This is a genomic window from Paraburkholderia unamae, from assembly GCF_003096875.1.
Taxonomy (GTDB): domain Bacteria; phylum Pseudomonadota; class Gammaproteobacteria; order Burkholderiales; family Burkholderiaceae; genus Paraburkholderia; species Paraburkholderia unamae.
This window is the reverse complement of the sequence record NZ_QEOB01000019.1, coordinates 39,794-54,628: the sequence shown is the minus strand read 5'-3', so window position 1 is coordinate 54,628 and position 14,835 is coordinate 39,794. Positions and strand designations below refer to the sequence as shown.

Sequence of the window (14,835 nt, the reverse complement as noted above, 5' to 3'; positions counted from 1 at the left end):
CGGCTTACGCTACCGAGCAACGCTGTCATTCTGCTTACCATGCCCGCACCCATTGAAGACTATGCATTGATCGGCGACGGCCACACGGCCGCGCTCGTGTCCCGCGCCGGCTCCATCGACTGGCTCTGCTGGCCGCGCTTCGACTCCGGCGCGTGCTTCGCCGCCCTCCTCGGCACCGAAGAGAACGGCCGCTGGCTCATCGCCCCCGCTCAGCCCGAGGACGGCACGCCCGTCGAGATCAAGACCACGCGCCGTTATCGCGGCGAAACGCTGATCCTCGAAACCGATTTCGAAACGCCGGACGGCGCGGTCACGCTCATCGACTTCATGCCGCCAGGCAATGGCTGGTCGGAGCTCGTGCGCCTCGTCGTCGGGCGGCGCGGCACCGTGCGCATGGAGAGCCGGCTCGTGCTGCGCTTCGACTACGGTTTCTCGGTGCCCTGGGTGAGCCGCCTCACCTACGAAAGCGGCATCAAGGCCACGGTCGGCCCCGACACGGCCGTGCTGCGCACGCCCGTCGATCTCCAGGGCGAGAACATGCACACGGTCGCGCAGTTCGACGTCAAGGAAGGCGAACGCGTGCCGTTTTCGCTCTCCTACGCGGCCTCGCATCTGCGCCTGCCGCCGCCGCGCGACCCGTTCACGGCGCTCGCGCGCACCGAGAATTTCTGGACCGAGTGGTCCTCGCGCAGCACCGTGGAAGGCCGCTGGGCCGAGCCGATCCGCCGCTCGCTCATCACGCTCAAGGCGCTCGCCTACGAGCCCACGGGCGGCATCGTCGCCGCGCCCACTACGTCGCTGCCCGAGCAACTGGGCGGCACGCGCAACTGGGACTACCGCTACTGCTGGCTGCGCGACGCCACCATCACGCTGCTCGCGATGATGCGCGGCGGCTACTACGACGAAGCGCGCGCCTGGCGCGCGTGGCTCGGCCGTGTGATGGCAGGCTCGCCCTCGCAGTTGCAGATCATGTACGGCATCGCGGGCGAGCGCCGCCTGCCCGAGTTCGAACTCGACTGGCTGCCCGGCTACGAAGGCGCGAAGCCCGTGCGCGTGGGCAACAACGCGGTCGGCCAGCTCCAGCTCGACGTGTATGGCGAAGTGATGAACGCCCTGCACCTGGCGCGCGTGGGCGGCCTGCAAGCCGACGACACCGCATGGTCGATCCAGTGCGCGATGCTCGAACACCTTGAGACGATCTGGACCAAGCCCGACGAGGGCATCTGGGAAACGCGCGGCGGCCGCCAGCACTTCACGTTCTCGAAGGTCATGGCGTGGGTCGCGTTCGACCGCGCGGTGAAATCGGCGGAAAAGTTCGAACTGCCGGGGCCGATCGACCACTGGCGCGAATTGCGCGACACGATCCACGCCACCATCTGCGAGCGCAGCTTCAACAAGGAGATGAACTCCTTCACGCAGATCTACGGCGGCACCGACCTCGACGCGAGCCTGCTGCTCATGCCGCTGGTGGGCTTCCTGCCCGCGGCGGACCCGCGCATCGCGGGCACGGTGGCGGCGATCGAGCGCGAGCTCATGTGTGAAGGTTTTGTGATGCGCTACCGCACCACCGATTTCAACGACGGTCTGCCCCCCGGCGAAGGCACCTTCCTTGCGTGCAGTTTCTGGATGGTCGACAACCTCGCGCTACAGGGCCGCATGGACGACGCGCGACGCATGTACGAGCGCCTGCTCTCGCTCGCCAACGACGTGGGGCTGCTCGCCGAGGAATATGACCCCATCGCGGGCCGGCTGGTGGGCAATTTCCCGCAGGCGTTCTCGCACGTGGCGCTCGTGCACACGGGTCTGAATCTGATGCGGCACGAACAGGAAATGGCGAAGGCAACGGGGCACCCGGTAGCCAACGGCGCGTCGGCCGAGCCGGCTGTTGCATCCGCATCGTAATTGTTCGAAACCGCCTGGACGTTTTCGCGAGCTGCGGTACACTAGGCATGTTGCGTTGCACAACGACCGGGTGGAAAGGACCGCCCGCGCCGCCTCGCGGCGCTTTCATGCGCGTGCCGCCTTGCAGCGCGCCGGCAGCCACGAGCCGCCGGACGCCTGCTCAGCAGCTCGCGCTAAAGCCCCCGTGGCGGCGGCCGATAAACAAGCTGATTGACTGACCGACCAACCTTGCCGGCCCGCATCTGCTCCGCGCCTCATCCGCGCGCGACCCGGGTGCGAACCGCCCCATGAAGATGCCGGAGCGCCCATGCTCTACCAAATCCGTGAATTCCAGCGCGCGTTGCTGAGCCCGCTGACCGCCTGGGCCCAGGCCGCCTCGAAATCGTTCTCGAATCCATCGAGCCCGTTTTCGCTCGTGCCGGGCGCCACGCGCCTCGCCGCAGGTTATGAACTGCTGTATCGCCTCGGCAAGGACTACGAAAAGCCCGAGTTCAACATCCGCCAGATCGTGAAGGACGGCTTCAACATTCCGATCGTCGAGCAGACCATCGTCGAAAAGCCGTTCTGCCGCCTGCTGCGCTTCAAGCGCTACGCCGACGACACCGGCGCCGTGGCCGCGCTCAAGGACGAGCCCGCCGTGCTGGTGTGCGCGCCGCTTTCCGGCCACCACTCCACGCTCCTGCGCGACACCGTGCGCACGCTGCTGCAAGACCACAAGGTGTACATCACCGACTGGATCGACGCGCGCATGGTGCCGCTCGAAGCCGGTGCGTTCCACCTCGACGACTACGTTGGGTACATCCAGGAATTCATCCGCCATATCGGCGCGAAGAACCTGCACGTGCTCTCCGTTTGCCAGCCCACGGTGCCCGTGCTCGCAGCCATCTCGCTCATGGCGAGCCGCGGCGAGGACACCCCGCTCACGATGACGATGATGGGCGGCCCGATCGACGCGCGCCGCAGCCCCACCGCCGTCAACTCGCTCGCCACCGAGCACTCGCTCGACTGGTTTGCGAACAACGTGATTCACACGGTGCCGGCCAACTATCCGGGCGAAGGACGCGAGGTGTATCCGGGCTTCCTCCAGCACGCGGGTTTCGTCGCGATGAATCCGGGCCGCCACACCACGGCGCACTGGGACTTCTACAAGAGCCTGCTGCGCGGCGACGAAGAGGACGCCGAAGCACATCGCCAGTTCTACGATGAATACAACGCGGTGCTCGACATGGCCGCCGAGTACTACCTGGAAACCATTCGCACCGTATTCCAGGACTTCAGCCTCGCGGAAGGCACGTGGGACGTGGCCGGCGAGCGCGTGCGCCCGCAGGACATTCGCGACACGGCGCTGTTCACGATCGAAGGCGAGCTCGACGACATTTCCGGCTCCGGTCAGACGCGCGCCGCGCACGATCTGTGCACGGGCATTCCCGAGGCCGACAAGCATCACCTGACCGCGGAAAAGTGCGGCCACTACGGCATTTTCTCGGGCCGCCGCTGGCGCACGATCATCTACCCGCAACTGCGCGACTTCATCCGCCAGCATGAGCAGGCCGCCGGCCACGCGGGCAAGCAGCCTTCCGCACGCGGGCGCTCGGCCGAGGGCGCGGTCGCCTGACGCCGCACGCAAGATACGCAGCAGCACCGCACAACGCGCCGTCCCAGGACGGCGCGTTGCATTTGTGCGCTTGAAATACGCTCGCGCGTCAGTCGGGCATCACTTGCGCATCAGATACGCAAGCAGCATTTCCGTATTGAGCTGGATGATTTCCGCGCGCTCGGCCGTCGTACTGAAGTCGCGCCCGAGCGTGGCGTTGAGCGTGTAGCGGTTCGACACGATGTAGTAGCCCATGCCCGAGAGCGTCACATAAAGCCGCAACGGATCGATGCTCGGGCGGAACAGCCCGGCGGACTCGCCGCGCGTGAGGATCGAGCCGAGCGTTGCCACGATCGGCGAGATCATCTCGCGAATTCGTGTGGACTTCTGCATATATCGCGCCTCGTGCAGATTCTCGTTATTCACGAGCCTCAGCAACTCGGGGTTGTCGCGGTAATAGTCCCAGACGAAATGCGCGAGCCGCGTGATCGCCTCGACCGGTGCGAGCCCGGCGAGATCGAGCGCGCGCTCCGCTTCGTTGAGCGCGCCGAAGGCGTGCTCGAGCACGGCAGTGAAGAGTTGCTCCTTGCTGCCGAAGTAGTAATAGAGCATGCGCTCATTGGTTTCCGCGCGCCGTGCGATCTGGTCGACGCGTGCGCCGAACAGGCCGCCATTGGCGAATTCCTCCGCCGCGGCAAGCAGGATGCGACGACGTGTGCCTTCAGGATCTCTTTTGATTTTTGGCTGATTCATGGTGGCAGGATCTCGGTAAGCCGCGTTGTCCGGTTCACGCTGCCGGGCGATACCGCACCGGGCCTCTCCTCGCCCTGGTATCGACAGCGTTGTGCGGGGCGCGCCAGGTTAATGGACAGACACCCTCCGACCTACGGTCTTGCGATCATTCTTGTTTGATGTCATTCGATGACGACATCGTTCTTCCCCTGTTGCTTATCGCGAGGCGCTTCGCCTGCCGTGCGTGACGTGTACTGCGTTACGTCTATGGATTCTCCCTGGATTGCCAGGCGCTTTCGCATTAAGCGCTTTGATTATGGCACATGGCCCGCCGATGGCAATGCGGGAAATCGGCGATAATGCAGGCTTTGGCGCTGTGCGTGCGCGCCCTGCCAGACCATGTGCGCGCATGGTCGCGCCGCCGCCCGGCCCGCCCAGAAGTTGCGACCGTGAACGATTCCAGAACACTCGCAGATCGCATCGAAGATCTGCTGCCCCAGACACAATGCACGAAGTGCGGCTACGACGCCTGCCGGCCCTATGCCGAAGCCGTCGCCTCCGGCGCCGCCAACTACAACCAGTGCCCGCCCGGCGGTGCTGAGGGGGTTGCGCGCCTCGCGCAACTGCTCGGCAAACCCGTCATCGCGATCAATCCCGACAACGGTATCGAGCGCGAGCGCCCGGTCGCCTTCATCGACGAACAGTTGTGCATCGGCTGCACGCTATGCATGCAGGCCTGCCCGGTCGACGCGATCGTCGGTGCACCGAAGCAGATGCACACCATCGTCAAGGATCAATGCACGGGCTGCGATCTGTGTGTCGCGCCTTGCCCCGTCGATTGCATAGCAATGATTCCCGTTACGGGTGAAGCCACGGGTTGGGACGCATGGACCCAGCAGCAGGCCGACGAAGCGCGCGTGCGCCATGACCGCCGGCTCGCGCGCCAAACCGCCGAGCGCAATGCAGCGGAAGCACGCGCGGCCGCGCGCCGCGCCGCTGCGAGCGCGCAGGCGGAGGCGCCTACCGACACGGCCATGGCAGCACCTGCTGCGCAACCGGCAAGCCCCGCTGCGGACGACGCCGAAGCGAAGAAGAAAGCGATCATCCAGGCGGCGCTCGAACGCGCGCGCCGCAAGAAGGCCGAACTCGCCGAGCGCGGCGAAGGCCCGCGCAATACGGATCACGTGAGCGCCGACGTGCAGGCGCAGATCGACGCGGCCGAGGCGCGACGCAAGCGCATCGGTATCGACACGAACACTTCGGACGACGACGAATCCGCGCCCTAACGCACAACGAGCATGAACGCCACCAAGCGCCGCGCCATCTACGAAACGCTGCAAAGCCTCAATCCGCATCCCACCACCGAGCTGGAGTTCAGCACGCCGTTCGAACTCCTGATTGCCGTGATGCTCTCCGCGCAGGCCACCGACGTGTCGGTGAACAAGGCCATGCGCAAGATGTTTCCCGTCGCCAACACGCCGGAAACGGTGCTCGCGCTCGGCGAGGAAGGCGTGGCCGATTACATCAAGACGATCGGCCTCTATCGCACGAAAGCGAAGAACGTCATCGCGACCTGCCGCATTCTCATCGAGCAATACGCGGGGGAAGTGCCGCAAACGCGCGAGGCGCTGGAAGGACTGCCAGGGGTTGGGCGCAAGACCGCGAACGTCGTGCTCAATACGGCGTTCGGCCAGCCGACCATCGCCGTCGACACGCATATCTTTCGGGTTGCGAATCGAACCGGCCTCGCACCCGGCAAGGACGTGCGCGCCGTGGAAGCCGCGCTCGAAAAATTCACGCCGCCCGAGTTTCGCCAGGACGCGCATCACTGGCTCATTCTGCACGGCCGCTATGTGTGCAAGGCGCGCCGCCCCGAATGCTGGCATTGCGTGATCGAGCCGCTGTGCGATTTCAAGCCGAAAACGCCGCCGCCGGAGCTCTGAGCGAGCGTGCGCCCGCGGGCGTAAAATGACCGCTTCAGGCGTCGCATCAGCGATGCCGCGCGAATTCCGCCTCACCGATACACACGACCCACGATGTTCAATCCCAGCCGCGACGAAGTCCGCCGCTTTTTCACCGAGACCTGGCGCAAGCAGCGCGCGGGCGAAATCCTCACGCCGCTGGAGGCGATCGCCGCCGACTGGATCGTCGAGCACCCGGAGTATCACGCCGAGCTCGCCGACGCCGAAGCGGCCGCCGCGCAGGACTACTCCCCCGAGCGCGGCCAGAGCAATCCCTTCCTGCATCTGTCGATGCATCTCGCGATCAGCGAGCAGCTCTCGATCGACCAGCCGCCCGGCATTCGCGCCGCGCATGACAGGCTCGCCGCGCGCATGGGCTCCACGCACGACGCACAGCACGCGATCATGGAGTGCCTGGGCGAAACGATCTGGGAAGCGCAGCGCACCAACACGCCGCCGGACACCGACGCCTATCTCGCCCGCATCGAGCGCCGCGCCACGCGCGACTGACGCCCGGCTTCGGGCTTCGGGCTTCGGGCTTCGGGCTTCGGGCTTCGGGCCTTGATACGCAGGGCAAAAAAACACCCCGCGCAACCTCGTCGAAAACGAGGCCCGCGCGGGGTGTTTCGCATGATGCGGCGCGCATGACGCGCACCGCCCTCACGCTCACTTCTTGTCGATCAGATCGCCCTTGAGCGATTCGATGTACGCGGCGAGATCCTTCATGTCGCTTTGCGAAAGGCTCTGCACCTGCGCCTGCATGATCGGGTTGTTGCGGCCGAGATGCGGGTTGCCGTTGCCCATCTGGTACTGGCGCAGCGCCCAGTAGATGTAATCGGCGTGCTGGCCGGCGAGCTTCGGATATTCGGGGCTCACGGGCTTGTTCAGGCCCGGGCCGTGGCAGGCCGCGCAGTTATGGCTGTCGGAAAGCGCCTTGCCGTTGGAGGCGTCGGCCGCGTGCGCCGGATGCGCCGCGAGCGCGGCGGTCAGGGCCAGCGCCAGCGCCGCGCCTGCGAGCTTGAAGGTGGAACCGGCGGACACAGACGAGGGCACAGCCGTGTAGGGCTTGTTCATGGGGTCTCCGCCGGTTATTTGTCGGGATTGTTCTTCGACGCGGCCGTTTGCGACGAGTAGTAGGCCGCGATGTCGGCGATATCCTGGTCGCTGAGCGAGGACGCGATCGCGTGCATCGTCGCGAAATGCCGGTCGCCCTTCTTGTACCCGTGCAGCGCGCTCATGATGTACTGCGCGTTCTGGCCGCCCAAGATGGGCACGTGATAGACCTCGGGATAAGCGGTGCGGTAGTCGGGAATACCATGACAGCCGATACACATCGCCACCTTGTCCTGACCCGCCTTCGCGTTGCCCACGATGTCCGCGTGGGCCGTGACCGCGAAGCACGCCAGCATGGTTATCGCACCGCTGATGACGTGCTTGCCGACAATTTTTTTCATAGCATCCAACCTGGCTTGAGGGGATTCGAACGCCCGAACCGCAGGCCACGGCCTGCGCCGCATTACTGCTGTTTTACTTTTGGGGTCGCCGTGCAGGCCGAAAAAAATCGGTCCGAGTATACCGCGACGCCGCGCCGGCCGTCCACCGGCCGCCCCGCGCCCAGGCGGCCTTCGGCGGCCCTGGGAGGCCCTTGCGGTGGGCCTGGCGTGGGCTCGGAGCGCACGTCTGGCGCGCCCCGCCGCCCGGTTGCGCGCGCTTTTGCGCCGCCATGTCCGGATCAACCCTGGCGCGCCGCGCCGACCTGCCGCCAGCTCACTCGCGGCTCCGGCGCGGCACCGTTGCCCCGGCAACCGTGCCCCAAAGAGCGGAGCCAACGATACGCGAGGCGCCTCCGACGCAACACCCCATCTGACTTATACTGGGATTTTTTTCCAGCGAGCGGATTCACCATGCGCGCCACGCGTTTCGAAGGCTCATCGCAGTACGTCGCCACCGACGACCTCAAGCTCGCGGTCAACGCCGCGATCACGCTGAAGCGCCCTCTGCTCATCAAGGGCGAACCCGGCACGGGCAAGACCATGCTGGCCGAGGAAGTCGCGGCGGCGCTGAACATGCCGCTCATGCAATGGCACATCAAGTCCACCACGAAGGCGCAGCAGGGGCTTTACGAGTACGACGCGGTCTCGCGCCTGCGCGACTCGCAGCTCGGCGACGAGCGCGTGAAGGACATCGCCAACTACATCGTGAAAGGCGTGCTGTGGCAGGCGTTCGAGTCCGAGGAACAGAGCGTGCTGCTGATCGACGAGATCGACAAGGCCGACATCGAGTTCCCGAACGACTTGCTGCGCGAACTCGACCGCATGGAGTTCTACGTGTACGAGACGCGTCAGCTCGTCAAGGCGAAGCAGCGTCCGCTCGTCATCATCACGTCGAACAACGAGAAGGAGCTGCCCGACGCCTTCCTGCGCCGTTGCTTCTTCCACTACATCAGCTTTCCCGACCCGGCCACGATGCAGCAGATCGTCGAGGTGCACTATCCGGGCATCCGCAAGGAATTGCTCAACGCGGCCATGGAAAGCTTCTTCGAGCTGCGCAACGTGGCGGGCCTGAAGAAGAAGCCGTCCACCTCGGAGCTGCTCGACTGGCTCAAGCTGCTGCTCGCCGAAGAAATTCCGCCTGCGGCGCTGCGTGCGGCCGACGGCTCGAAGTCGATGCCGCCGCTCGCAGGCGCGCTGCTCAAGAACGAGCAGGACATGACGCTGTTCGAGCGCCTCATCTACATGAACCGCCACAACCGTTGATACGCACCACGCGCGCGAGAGCCGGAGACACCGCATGCTGATCGACTTCTTCTACACGCTGCGCGACGCGAAGCTGCCGGTTTCCGTGAAGGAGTACCTCACGCTCGTCGAAGCGCTCAAGGAGCGCGTGATCGCGCCCTCGCTCGACGACTTCTACTACCTCGCGCGCATGACGCTCGTGAAGGACGAGCAATACTTCGACCGCTTCGACCAGGCGTTCGGCGCGTACTTTCGCGGCATCGAAAAGAAGTCCGAACTCGCCTTCGAGATTCCCGAAGACTGGCTCAAGAAGCGTCTTGAGCGCGACTTCACACCCGAGCAGCGCGCGCAGATCGAAGCGATGGGCGGGCTCGACAAGCTCATGGAGCGCCTGAAGGAACTGTTCGAAGAACAGAAGGAGCGCCACGAAGGCGGCAGCAAGTGGATCGGCACGGGCGGCACCTCGCCCTTCGGCCACGGCGGCTATAACCCCGAGGGCATCCGCATCGGCGGCGAAGGCGGCAAGCGCAGCGCCGTGAAGGTGTGGGACGCGCGCGCGTACCGCGACTACGACGACCAGGTCGAAATCGGCACGCGCAATATCAAGGTGGCCTTGCGCCGCCTGCGCCGCTTCGCGCGCGAAGGCGCGGCCGAGGAACTCGATCTCGGCGACACGATCCGCAGCACCGCCGCGAACGCGGGCTGGCTCGACCTCAAGATGGTGCCGGAGCGCCACAACAACGTGAAAGTGCTGATGCTGCTCGACGTGGGCGGCTCGATGGACGATCACATCAAGCGCACCGAGGAACTGTTCTCGGCGGCCAAGGCCGAGTTCAAGCATCTGGAGTTCTACTACTTCCACAACTGCGTCTACGACTACCTGTGGAAGAACAACCGCCGCCGCCACGCCGAGCGCACGCCCACGTGGGATCTGCTGCACAAGTTCACGCCCGACTACAAGCTCATTTTCGTCGGCGACGCCACGATGAGCCCGTATGAGGTGCTGCAACCGGGCGGCTCGGTCGAGTACAACAACCCGGAGGCGGGCGCCGTGTGGCTGCGCCGTCTCGCCGACCAGTTCCCGCATTTCGCGTGGCTCAACCCCGAGCCCGAGCGACTATGGGAATACCGCCAGTCGGTATCGGTCATCCGCGAGATTCTCGGCCACCGCATGTATCCGCTCACCGTCGCCGGGCTCGAAACGGCCATGCGCGTGCTGAGCAAATAGGCGCGAGCCCCCGCCCTGACCGCTTTTTCGAGGCGGCGCGTGCCTGAGTGTCACACCAGGCCGCGCCGCCCGAACTCGTTATATCGACGCATAATCCGGAGACACCCCGCATGACCTCCCCCTCTTCCCCCGACCTGCCTGCGACGTTCAGGCCGGGACCGCTGCGGCCCTTTGCCGACACCTCGGTCGCGACGATCGTGGCCGGCTTCGTCGCGATGATGACGGGCTACACCAGCTCGCTCGTGCTGATGTTCCAGGCCGGCCAGGCCGCGCATCTTTCCGACGCGCAGATTTCCTCGTGGATCTGGGCGCTTTCCATCGGCATGGCCGTGACCACCATCGGGCTGTCGCTGTGGTTCCGCGCGCCCATCGTGGTCGCGTGGTCCACGCCCGGCGCGGCGCTGCTCATCAGCTCGCTGCCGCACGTGCCCTATGCCGAGGCGATCGGCGCGTATATCGTCTGCGCCGTGCTGCTCACGGCCGTCGGCCTCACCGGCTGGTTCGACACGCTCATGAAGCGCATTCCCGGCGGCATCGCCGCGGCGCTGCTCGCGGGCATCCTGTTCGAGATCGGCATCGAGATCTTTCACGCGGCGCAGGTGCAAACCCCGCTCGTGCTCACGATGTTCTTCGGCTATCTGATCGTGAAGCGCTTCGTGCCGCGCTACGCCATCGTGGCGACGCTCGTGATCGGCATCGCGGCCGCCGCCGCGCTCGGGCTGCTCGACTTCAGCCAGTTCCGCGTGGCCGTGGCCAAGCCCGTCTTCACGATGCCGGCGTTCTCGCTCACGGCGGCGGTGAGCATCGGCATTCCGCTTTTCGTCGTGGCAATGGCCTCGCAGAACGTGCCCGGCATCGCCGTGCTGCGCGCCGACGGCTACGACCACACGGCCGCGCCCTCCTCGCCCCTCATCGCCACCACGGGCCTTGCCTCGCTCGTGCTCGCGCCGTTCGGCTCGCACGGCGTGAACCTAGCGGCCATCACCGCCGCCATCTGCACCGGCCCGCACGCCCACGAAGACCGCACCAAGCGCTATATGGCGGCCGTGTGGTGCGGCATTTTCTACCTGATCGCGGGCATTTTCGGCGCGACCATTGCGGCGCTGTTCGCGGCGTTCCCGAAGGCACTCGTGGTCTCGATCGCCGCGCTCGCGCTGTTCGGCTCGATCATGAGCGGCCTCACCAACGCCATGCAGAACCCGAAGGAGCGCGAAGCGGCGCTCGTCACGTTCATGGTGACGGCCTCGGGGCTCACGCTGCTGTCCATCGGCGCGGCGTTCTGGGGGCTCGTGGCGGGGGTCATCACACAGTTCGTGCTGACCGCGCGCCGCGCGTGAGAGGCGAACCGAGGGTCGGCCGGAGGCACGGCGCGTGCGGCGACCTTCGTGGCCCCGTTCGTGCCCCCTTCGTGCCCCTCCTGCCCGCGCGAAACGCAACGCGGTGCGTTTCCGCCATAAAATGATGATGTGAGCCGCGCCCACCCGCGCGGCGAAGCGCACCGCCCGGCTTCGCGCCATCCCTGCGAGCCGGCCGGCAGCCACGCAGCGCTCTTTCGCCATTTTCGCGTTCCGCCCGGCGCGAGCGAGCCTCCCGGCCCGCGCGCACCGGCCGTTCAACTCTCACCGACGCTGGCGCAAACGCGCCCACAAGGCCTGACATGACTACCGCACTCGATCAGCTCAAGCAGTACACCACCGTCGTCGCCGATACGGGCGACTTCCAGCAATTCGTGCAGTACAAGCCGCAGGACGCGACCACCAACCCGTCGCTGATCCTCAAGGCCGTCCAGAAGGCCGAGTACCGGCCGCTGCTCGAAAAAACCGTGCGCGATCACGCGAGCGAGTCGCTCGAGTCGATCATCGACCATCTGCTGATCGCGTTCGGCACCGAAATCCTCAAGATCATTCCGGGCCGCGTCTCGACTGAAGTCGATGCCCGCCTCTCGTTCGACACGAAGAAGTCGATCGACAAGGCGCACCACATCATCGACCTGTACAAGCAGGCCGGCATCGGCCGCGAGCGCGTGCTCATCAAGCTCGCCTCCACCTGGGAAGGCATTCGCGCCGCCGAAGCGCTGAAAAAGGACGGCATCCACTGCAACATGACGCTGCTGTTCTCGCTCGCGCAGGCCGCCGCATGCGCCGAAGCGGGCGCACAGCTCATCTCGCCGTTCGTCGGCCGCATCTACGACTGGTACAAGAAGGCCAAGGGCGCCGACTGGGACGACGCCAAGGATGGCGGCGCCAACGACCCGGGCGTGCAGTCGGTGCGCAAGATCTACGCGTACTACAAGAAGTTCGGCTACAAGACCGAGGTGATGGGCGCGAGCTTCCGCAACACGAGCCAGATCGTCGAACTGGCCGGCTGCGACCTGCTCACCATCAGCCCGGACCTGCTGCAAAAGCTCCACGACAGCAACGAGAAGGTCGAGCGCAAGCTCTCGCCGGAAGCGTTCAAGGACGCGCACATCGAGCGCGTGGCCGTGGACGAGTCGTCGTTCCGCTTCCAGCTCAACGACGACGCCATGGCGACGGAAAAGCTCGCGGAAGGCATCCGCGCGTTCGCCGCCGACGCGATCAAGCTCGAAAAGATGATCGAGGAACTGCGCGCGAAGTGATGCGCCTGCGCACGCGCCGGCGGTTCGCCCGGCGCGCTTCAATGCATCGATGACCAGCAAGGGCCGCACATGCCGCATGTGCGGCCCTTTTTGCTGGCAAAGACTCTGCAACGTCCATTCCCGTCTGCGCTCTCGCAAACCCTGGCGTCGGAGCGCTCCGTGCGGCCCACGCGCGCGCCTAGAATCAGGGCAGCGGCGCAACCCGCCGCGCGATCCGGCCCCGCGCATACCCTCGCGCCCAGGGCCGGCCAACGTCCCGTCCGCAAGGAAACCGACGATGCAAATCCAGCCCTACCTCTCCTACCCCGGCAATTGCGCCGAAGCGATCGCGTTCTATCACGAAGCGCTCGGTGCGCAGGAGCTGTTCAAGATGCACTTCAAGGACGCGCCGCCCGATCCGGAGCGCCCCCTGCCGCCGGACCTCGCCGACAAGATCATGCACGCGACGCTCCAGGTCGGCGACGCGCAGCTCATGATGTCCGACGGCGGCTGCATGACCCAGAACGACAAGTTCCTCGGCTTCAGCATCTCGCTGACCGCGCCCGACGCCGCCACGGCCGAGCGCTATTTCACGGCGCTCGCCAAAGGCGGCAACGTGACGATGCCGTTCCAGAAAACCTTCTGGTCGCCGGGCTTCGGCATGCTCAACGATAAATTCGGCGTGCCGTGGATGGTCACGGCGCCCCCGCTCCAGGCGCCGGCCTGAAGCCAGCCGCAAAGCCACGCTGAACGCGCGGCGCGCCCGGCGTCACACCATGCGATGCGTCGCGCCGCGCTCGATGTTCCAGCGCGGCTCGGTTTCGAGGAGCAGCGCGCGCAGGCACTCCACCTGCTCCTCCACGCGCAGGCTGAGCCAGTACGGTCCCTGCATCTGCGGCGCGAGCGCGGCGCTCGCGTCCCGCTCGCCCGCTTCGCCTGCTTCGCCTGCCGTTTCATCCGCCATGCTCGCGCAAGGCGTGCGCAGCCCCTGCGCCGCCGCCTCGGGGTGCCGCCCGCCGCCAAAGCGCAGCGCACGCGCCGTGGCGAGCAGCGCGCGCCGCACCCGCTCGCCGCGCTGTGCGAACGCCACGCGCACGAGCGCCTGCTCGTAGCTGCCCGTTCCCGTCGAAAGCATCTCCAGCGCGCTCAGGATCGCTCGATGCAGGCGCTGCACCTGTTCGAGGCGCGCGAGCGGCACGTCGATCTCCTTGGCCACCGAAGGCATGAGACCGCGCAACTGCACGAGCCGCGCGTTCAAGCGCATGAAAGTCTGCACCTGCTGGTCGGTGTCGACGTGCTCGCCGTTGGCCACTTGCGCGTAGACGCGCGCGCACTCGCGCAGATTGTCGGCCAGGCGGTAGCGCCACGAATACGTGGCGTGCAGCGGCAGCGCGAACGAAAACGCGAGCGCGATGACAATGCCGATCATCACGTTGAGCGTGCGCCACAGACCGGTATCAATGAGATTGTCGCCGTGGCCCGCAACGATGCACATGGTGATGGCGGCCAGCAGCGCGACGTAGCCGGGCTTGCCGATCGCGTAATAGCCACACACTGCGGCGACGATCGACATCAGCACATAGGTGAGCGGCGCCGAGCCCGTCACGGCCTGCACGACGATGAGCACGAGGCCGATCACGGCGCCGAGCAGCGTGCCGAGCGCGCGCTCGGCGGCCTTCTTGCGGATATTGCCCTGATGCTGAAGACCGCCGATCACGACGAGCAGCGTGACCGAGGCCCAGATACCGTGCGGAATGTCGATGCCCGAGGTCGCGAGAATCGACGCGAGCATCGCGAGGCCCACGCGCACGCTGTGGATCAGCTTCGCGTTGCGGTAGCGGTAGTAAGGCGAGGCTAGCGCGCGCCACATGCGCCCAAGGCGCGAGCGGCGGTGCGGCGGCCGCACATGCGGCGCACTGGAACGCGGGGACGATTCGGTTTCGGACGAGGCCATGGCATGCGCGGGTCGGGAGCCGGTTCAGCAGCCATCGTGCACCAGAAAAACAAATGCCCGCAACTTTTCGTTGCGGGCATTCGAGGCGGGAGCGGACCCGGCGCCGTGCGCCGGGCCGCGCTGGCCCTTGGCC

Annotated in this window: 14 protein-coding genes; 10 read left to right on the top strand and 4 right to left on the bottom strand. The window is 66.2% G+C overall.

The window, feature by feature from the left end; translation table 11 throughout:
• The first annotated feature begins 39 nt into the window (after positions 1-39).
• The gene (locus C7402_RS32890) at positions 40-1,902 is read left to right on the top strand and encodes a glycoside hydrolase family 15 protein (protein ID WP_116613634.1); all 1,863 of its coding nucleotides are present in this window, start codon (positions 40-42) and stop codon (positions 1,900-1,902) included.
• 307 nt (positions 1,903-2,209) lie between these two features.
• Positions 2,210-3,517: a polyhydroxyalkanoate depolymerase gene (locus tag C7402_RS32885; protein WP_116613633.1), complete on the top strand. Its 1,308-nt coding sequence runs from the start codon at positions 2,210-2,212 to the stop codon at positions 3,515-3,517.
• A gap of 99 nt (positions 3,518-3,616) precedes the next feature.
• Here the strand turns inward: C7402_RS32885 and C7402_RS32880 are convergent, their stop codons facing one another.
• Complete coding sequence (locus C7402_RS32880) at positions 3,617-4,249, bottom strand: TetR/AcrR family transcriptional regulator (protein ID WP_112174323.1); 633 nt, start codon at positions 4,247-4,249, stop codon at positions 3,617-3,619.
• Positions 4,250-4,677: 428 nt separating this feature from the next.
• Here C7402_RS32880 and rsxB point away from each other — a divergent pair, with 428 nt between their 5' ends.
• From rsxB to C7402_RS32865, 3 genes are all read left to right on the top strand, one after another.
• Positions 4,678-5,514 carry an electron transport complex subunit RsxB gene (gene rsxB, locus C7402_RS32875; RefSeq protein ID WP_116613680.1) on the top strand — a complete coding sequence of 279 codons (837 nt, stop codon included), beginning with the start codon at positions 4,678-4,680 and terminating at the stop codon, positions 5,512-5,514.
• 12 nt (positions 5,515-5,526) lie between these two features.
• Complete coding sequence (nth, locus tag C7402_RS32870) at positions 5,527-6,171, top strand: endonuclease III (RefSeq protein ID WP_116613632.1); 645 nt, start codon at positions 5,527-5,529, stop codon at positions 6,169-6,171.
• A 93-nt stretch (positions 6,172-6,264) separates the two neighbouring features.
• Positions 6,265-6,699, top strand: a complete 435-nt coding sequence (locus tag C7402_RS32865; protein WP_112174325.1) for a DUF1841 family protein — start codon at positions 6,265-6,267, stop codon at positions 6,697-6,699.
• Positions 6,700-6,855: 156 nt separating this feature from the next.
• Here the strand turns inward: C7402_RS32865 and C7402_RS32860 are convergent, their stop codons facing one another.
• Both C7402_RS32860 and C7402_RS32855 read right to left on the bottom strand, forming a co-directional pair.
• Positions 6,856-7,263 (bottom strand): c-type cytochrome, encoded by a 408-nt coding sequence (locus C7402_RS32860; protein ID WP_116613631.1) that lies wholly within the window; start codon positions 7,261-7,263, stop codon positions 6,856-6,858.
• Between the two features lie 14 nt (positions 7,264-7,277).
• Entirely contained in the window at positions 7,278-7,643 is a 366-nt protein-coding gene (locus C7402_RS32855; RefSeq protein WP_112174327.1) for a c-type cytochrome, read from the bottom strand.
• A 450-nt stretch (positions 7,644-8,093) separates the two neighbouring features.
• Here C7402_RS32855 and C7402_RS32850 point away from each other — a divergent pair, with 450 nt between their 5' ends.
• The 5 genes from C7402_RS32850 (at position 8,094) to C7402_RS32830 (ending at position 13,475) form a co-directional block, all read left to right on the top strand.
• On the top strand, positions 8,094-8,945 hold the full coding sequence (locus tag C7402_RS32850) for an AAA family ATPase (protein ID WP_112174328.1): 852 nt from the start codon (positions 8,094-8,096) through the stop codon (positions 8,943-8,945).
• Between the two features lie 34 nt (positions 8,946-8,979).
• The gene (locus tag C7402_RS32845) at positions 8,980-10,152 is read left to right on the top strand and encodes a vWA domain-containing protein (protein WP_116613630.1); all 1,173 of its coding nucleotides are present in this window, start codon (positions 8,980-8,982) and stop codon (positions 10,150-10,152) included.
• A gap of 110 nt (positions 10,153-10,262) precedes the next feature.
• Entirely contained in the window at positions 10,263-11,489 is a 1,227-nt protein-coding gene (locus C7402_RS32840; protein WP_112174330.1) for a benzoate/H(+) symporter BenE family transporter, read from the top strand.
• 320 nt (positions 11,490-11,809) lie between these two features.
• Entirely contained in the window at positions 11,810-12,769 is a 960-nt protein-coding gene (tal, locus tag C7402_RS32835; protein WP_112174331.1) for a transaldolase, read from the top strand.
• Between the two features lie 277 nt (positions 12,770-13,046).
• Positions 13,047-13,475: a VOC family protein gene (locus C7402_RS32830; protein ID WP_116613629.1), complete on the top strand. Its 429-nt coding sequence runs from the start codon at positions 13,047-13,049 to the stop codon at positions 13,473-13,475.
• A 42-nt stretch (positions 13,476-13,517) separates the two neighbouring features.
• Here the strand turns inward: C7402_RS32830 and C7402_RS32825 are convergent, their stop codons facing one another.
• The gene (locus C7402_RS32825) at positions 13,518-14,618 is read right to left on the bottom strand and encodes an FUSC family protein (protein WP_244314999.1); all 1,101 of its coding nucleotides are present in this window, start codon (positions 14,616-14,618) and stop codon (positions 13,518-13,520) included.
• Between the last annotated feature and the right edge of the window lie 217 nt (positions 14,619-14,835).

Bases quoted from the DNA above. Each gene is read 5' to 3' on its own strand.
- C7402_RS32890 (WP_116613634.1), top strand. From the start codon at position 40: ATGCCCGCACCCATTGAAGACTATGCATTGATCGGCGACGGCCACACG.
- C7402_RS32885 (WP_116613633.1), top strand. From the start codon at position 2,210: ATGCTCTACCAAATCCGTGAATTCCAGCGCGCGTTGCTGAGCCCGCTG.
- C7402_RS32880 (WP_112174323.1), bottom strand. From the start codon at position 4,249: ATGAATCAGCCAAAAATCAAAAGAGATCCTGAAGGCACACGTCGTCGC.
- nth (WP_116613632.1), top strand. From the start codon at position 5,527: ATGAACGCCACCAAGCGCCGCGCCATCTACGAAACGCTGCAAAGCCTC.
- C7402_RS32865 (WP_112174325.1), top strand. From the start codon at position 6,265: ATGTTCAATCCCAGCCGCGACGAAGTCCGCCGCTTTTTCACCGAGACC.
- C7402_RS32860 (WP_116613631.1), bottom strand. From the start codon at position 7,263: ATGAACAAGCCCTACACGGCTGTGCCCTCGTCTGTGTCCGCCGGTTCC.
- C7402_RS32855 (WP_112174327.1), bottom strand. From the start codon at position 7,643: ATGAAAAAAATTGTCGGCAAGCACGTCATCAGCGGTGCGATAACCATG.
- C7402_RS32850 (WP_112174328.1), top strand. From the start codon at position 8,094: ATGCGCGCCACGCGTTTCGAAGGCTCATCGCAGTACGTCGCCACCGAC.
- C7402_RS32845 (WP_116613630.1), top strand. From the start codon at position 8,980: ATGCTGATCGACTTCTTCTACACGCTGCGCGACGCGAAGCTGCCGGTT.
- C7402_RS32840 (WP_112174330.1), top strand. From the start codon at position 10,263: ATGACCTCCCCCTCTTCCCCCGACCTGCCTGCGACGTTCAGGCCGGGA.
- tal (WP_112174331.1), top strand. From the start codon at position 11,810: ATGACTACCGCACTCGATCAGCTCAAGCAGTACACCACCGTCGTCGCC.
- C7402_RS32830 (WP_116613629.1), top strand. From the start codon at position 13,047: ATGCAAATCCAGCCCTACCTCTCCTACCCCGGCAATTGCGCCGAAGCG.
- C7402_RS32825 (WP_244314999.1), bottom strand. From the start codon at position 14,618: ATGTGGCGCGCGCTAGCCTCGCCTTACTACCGCTACCGCAACGCGAAG.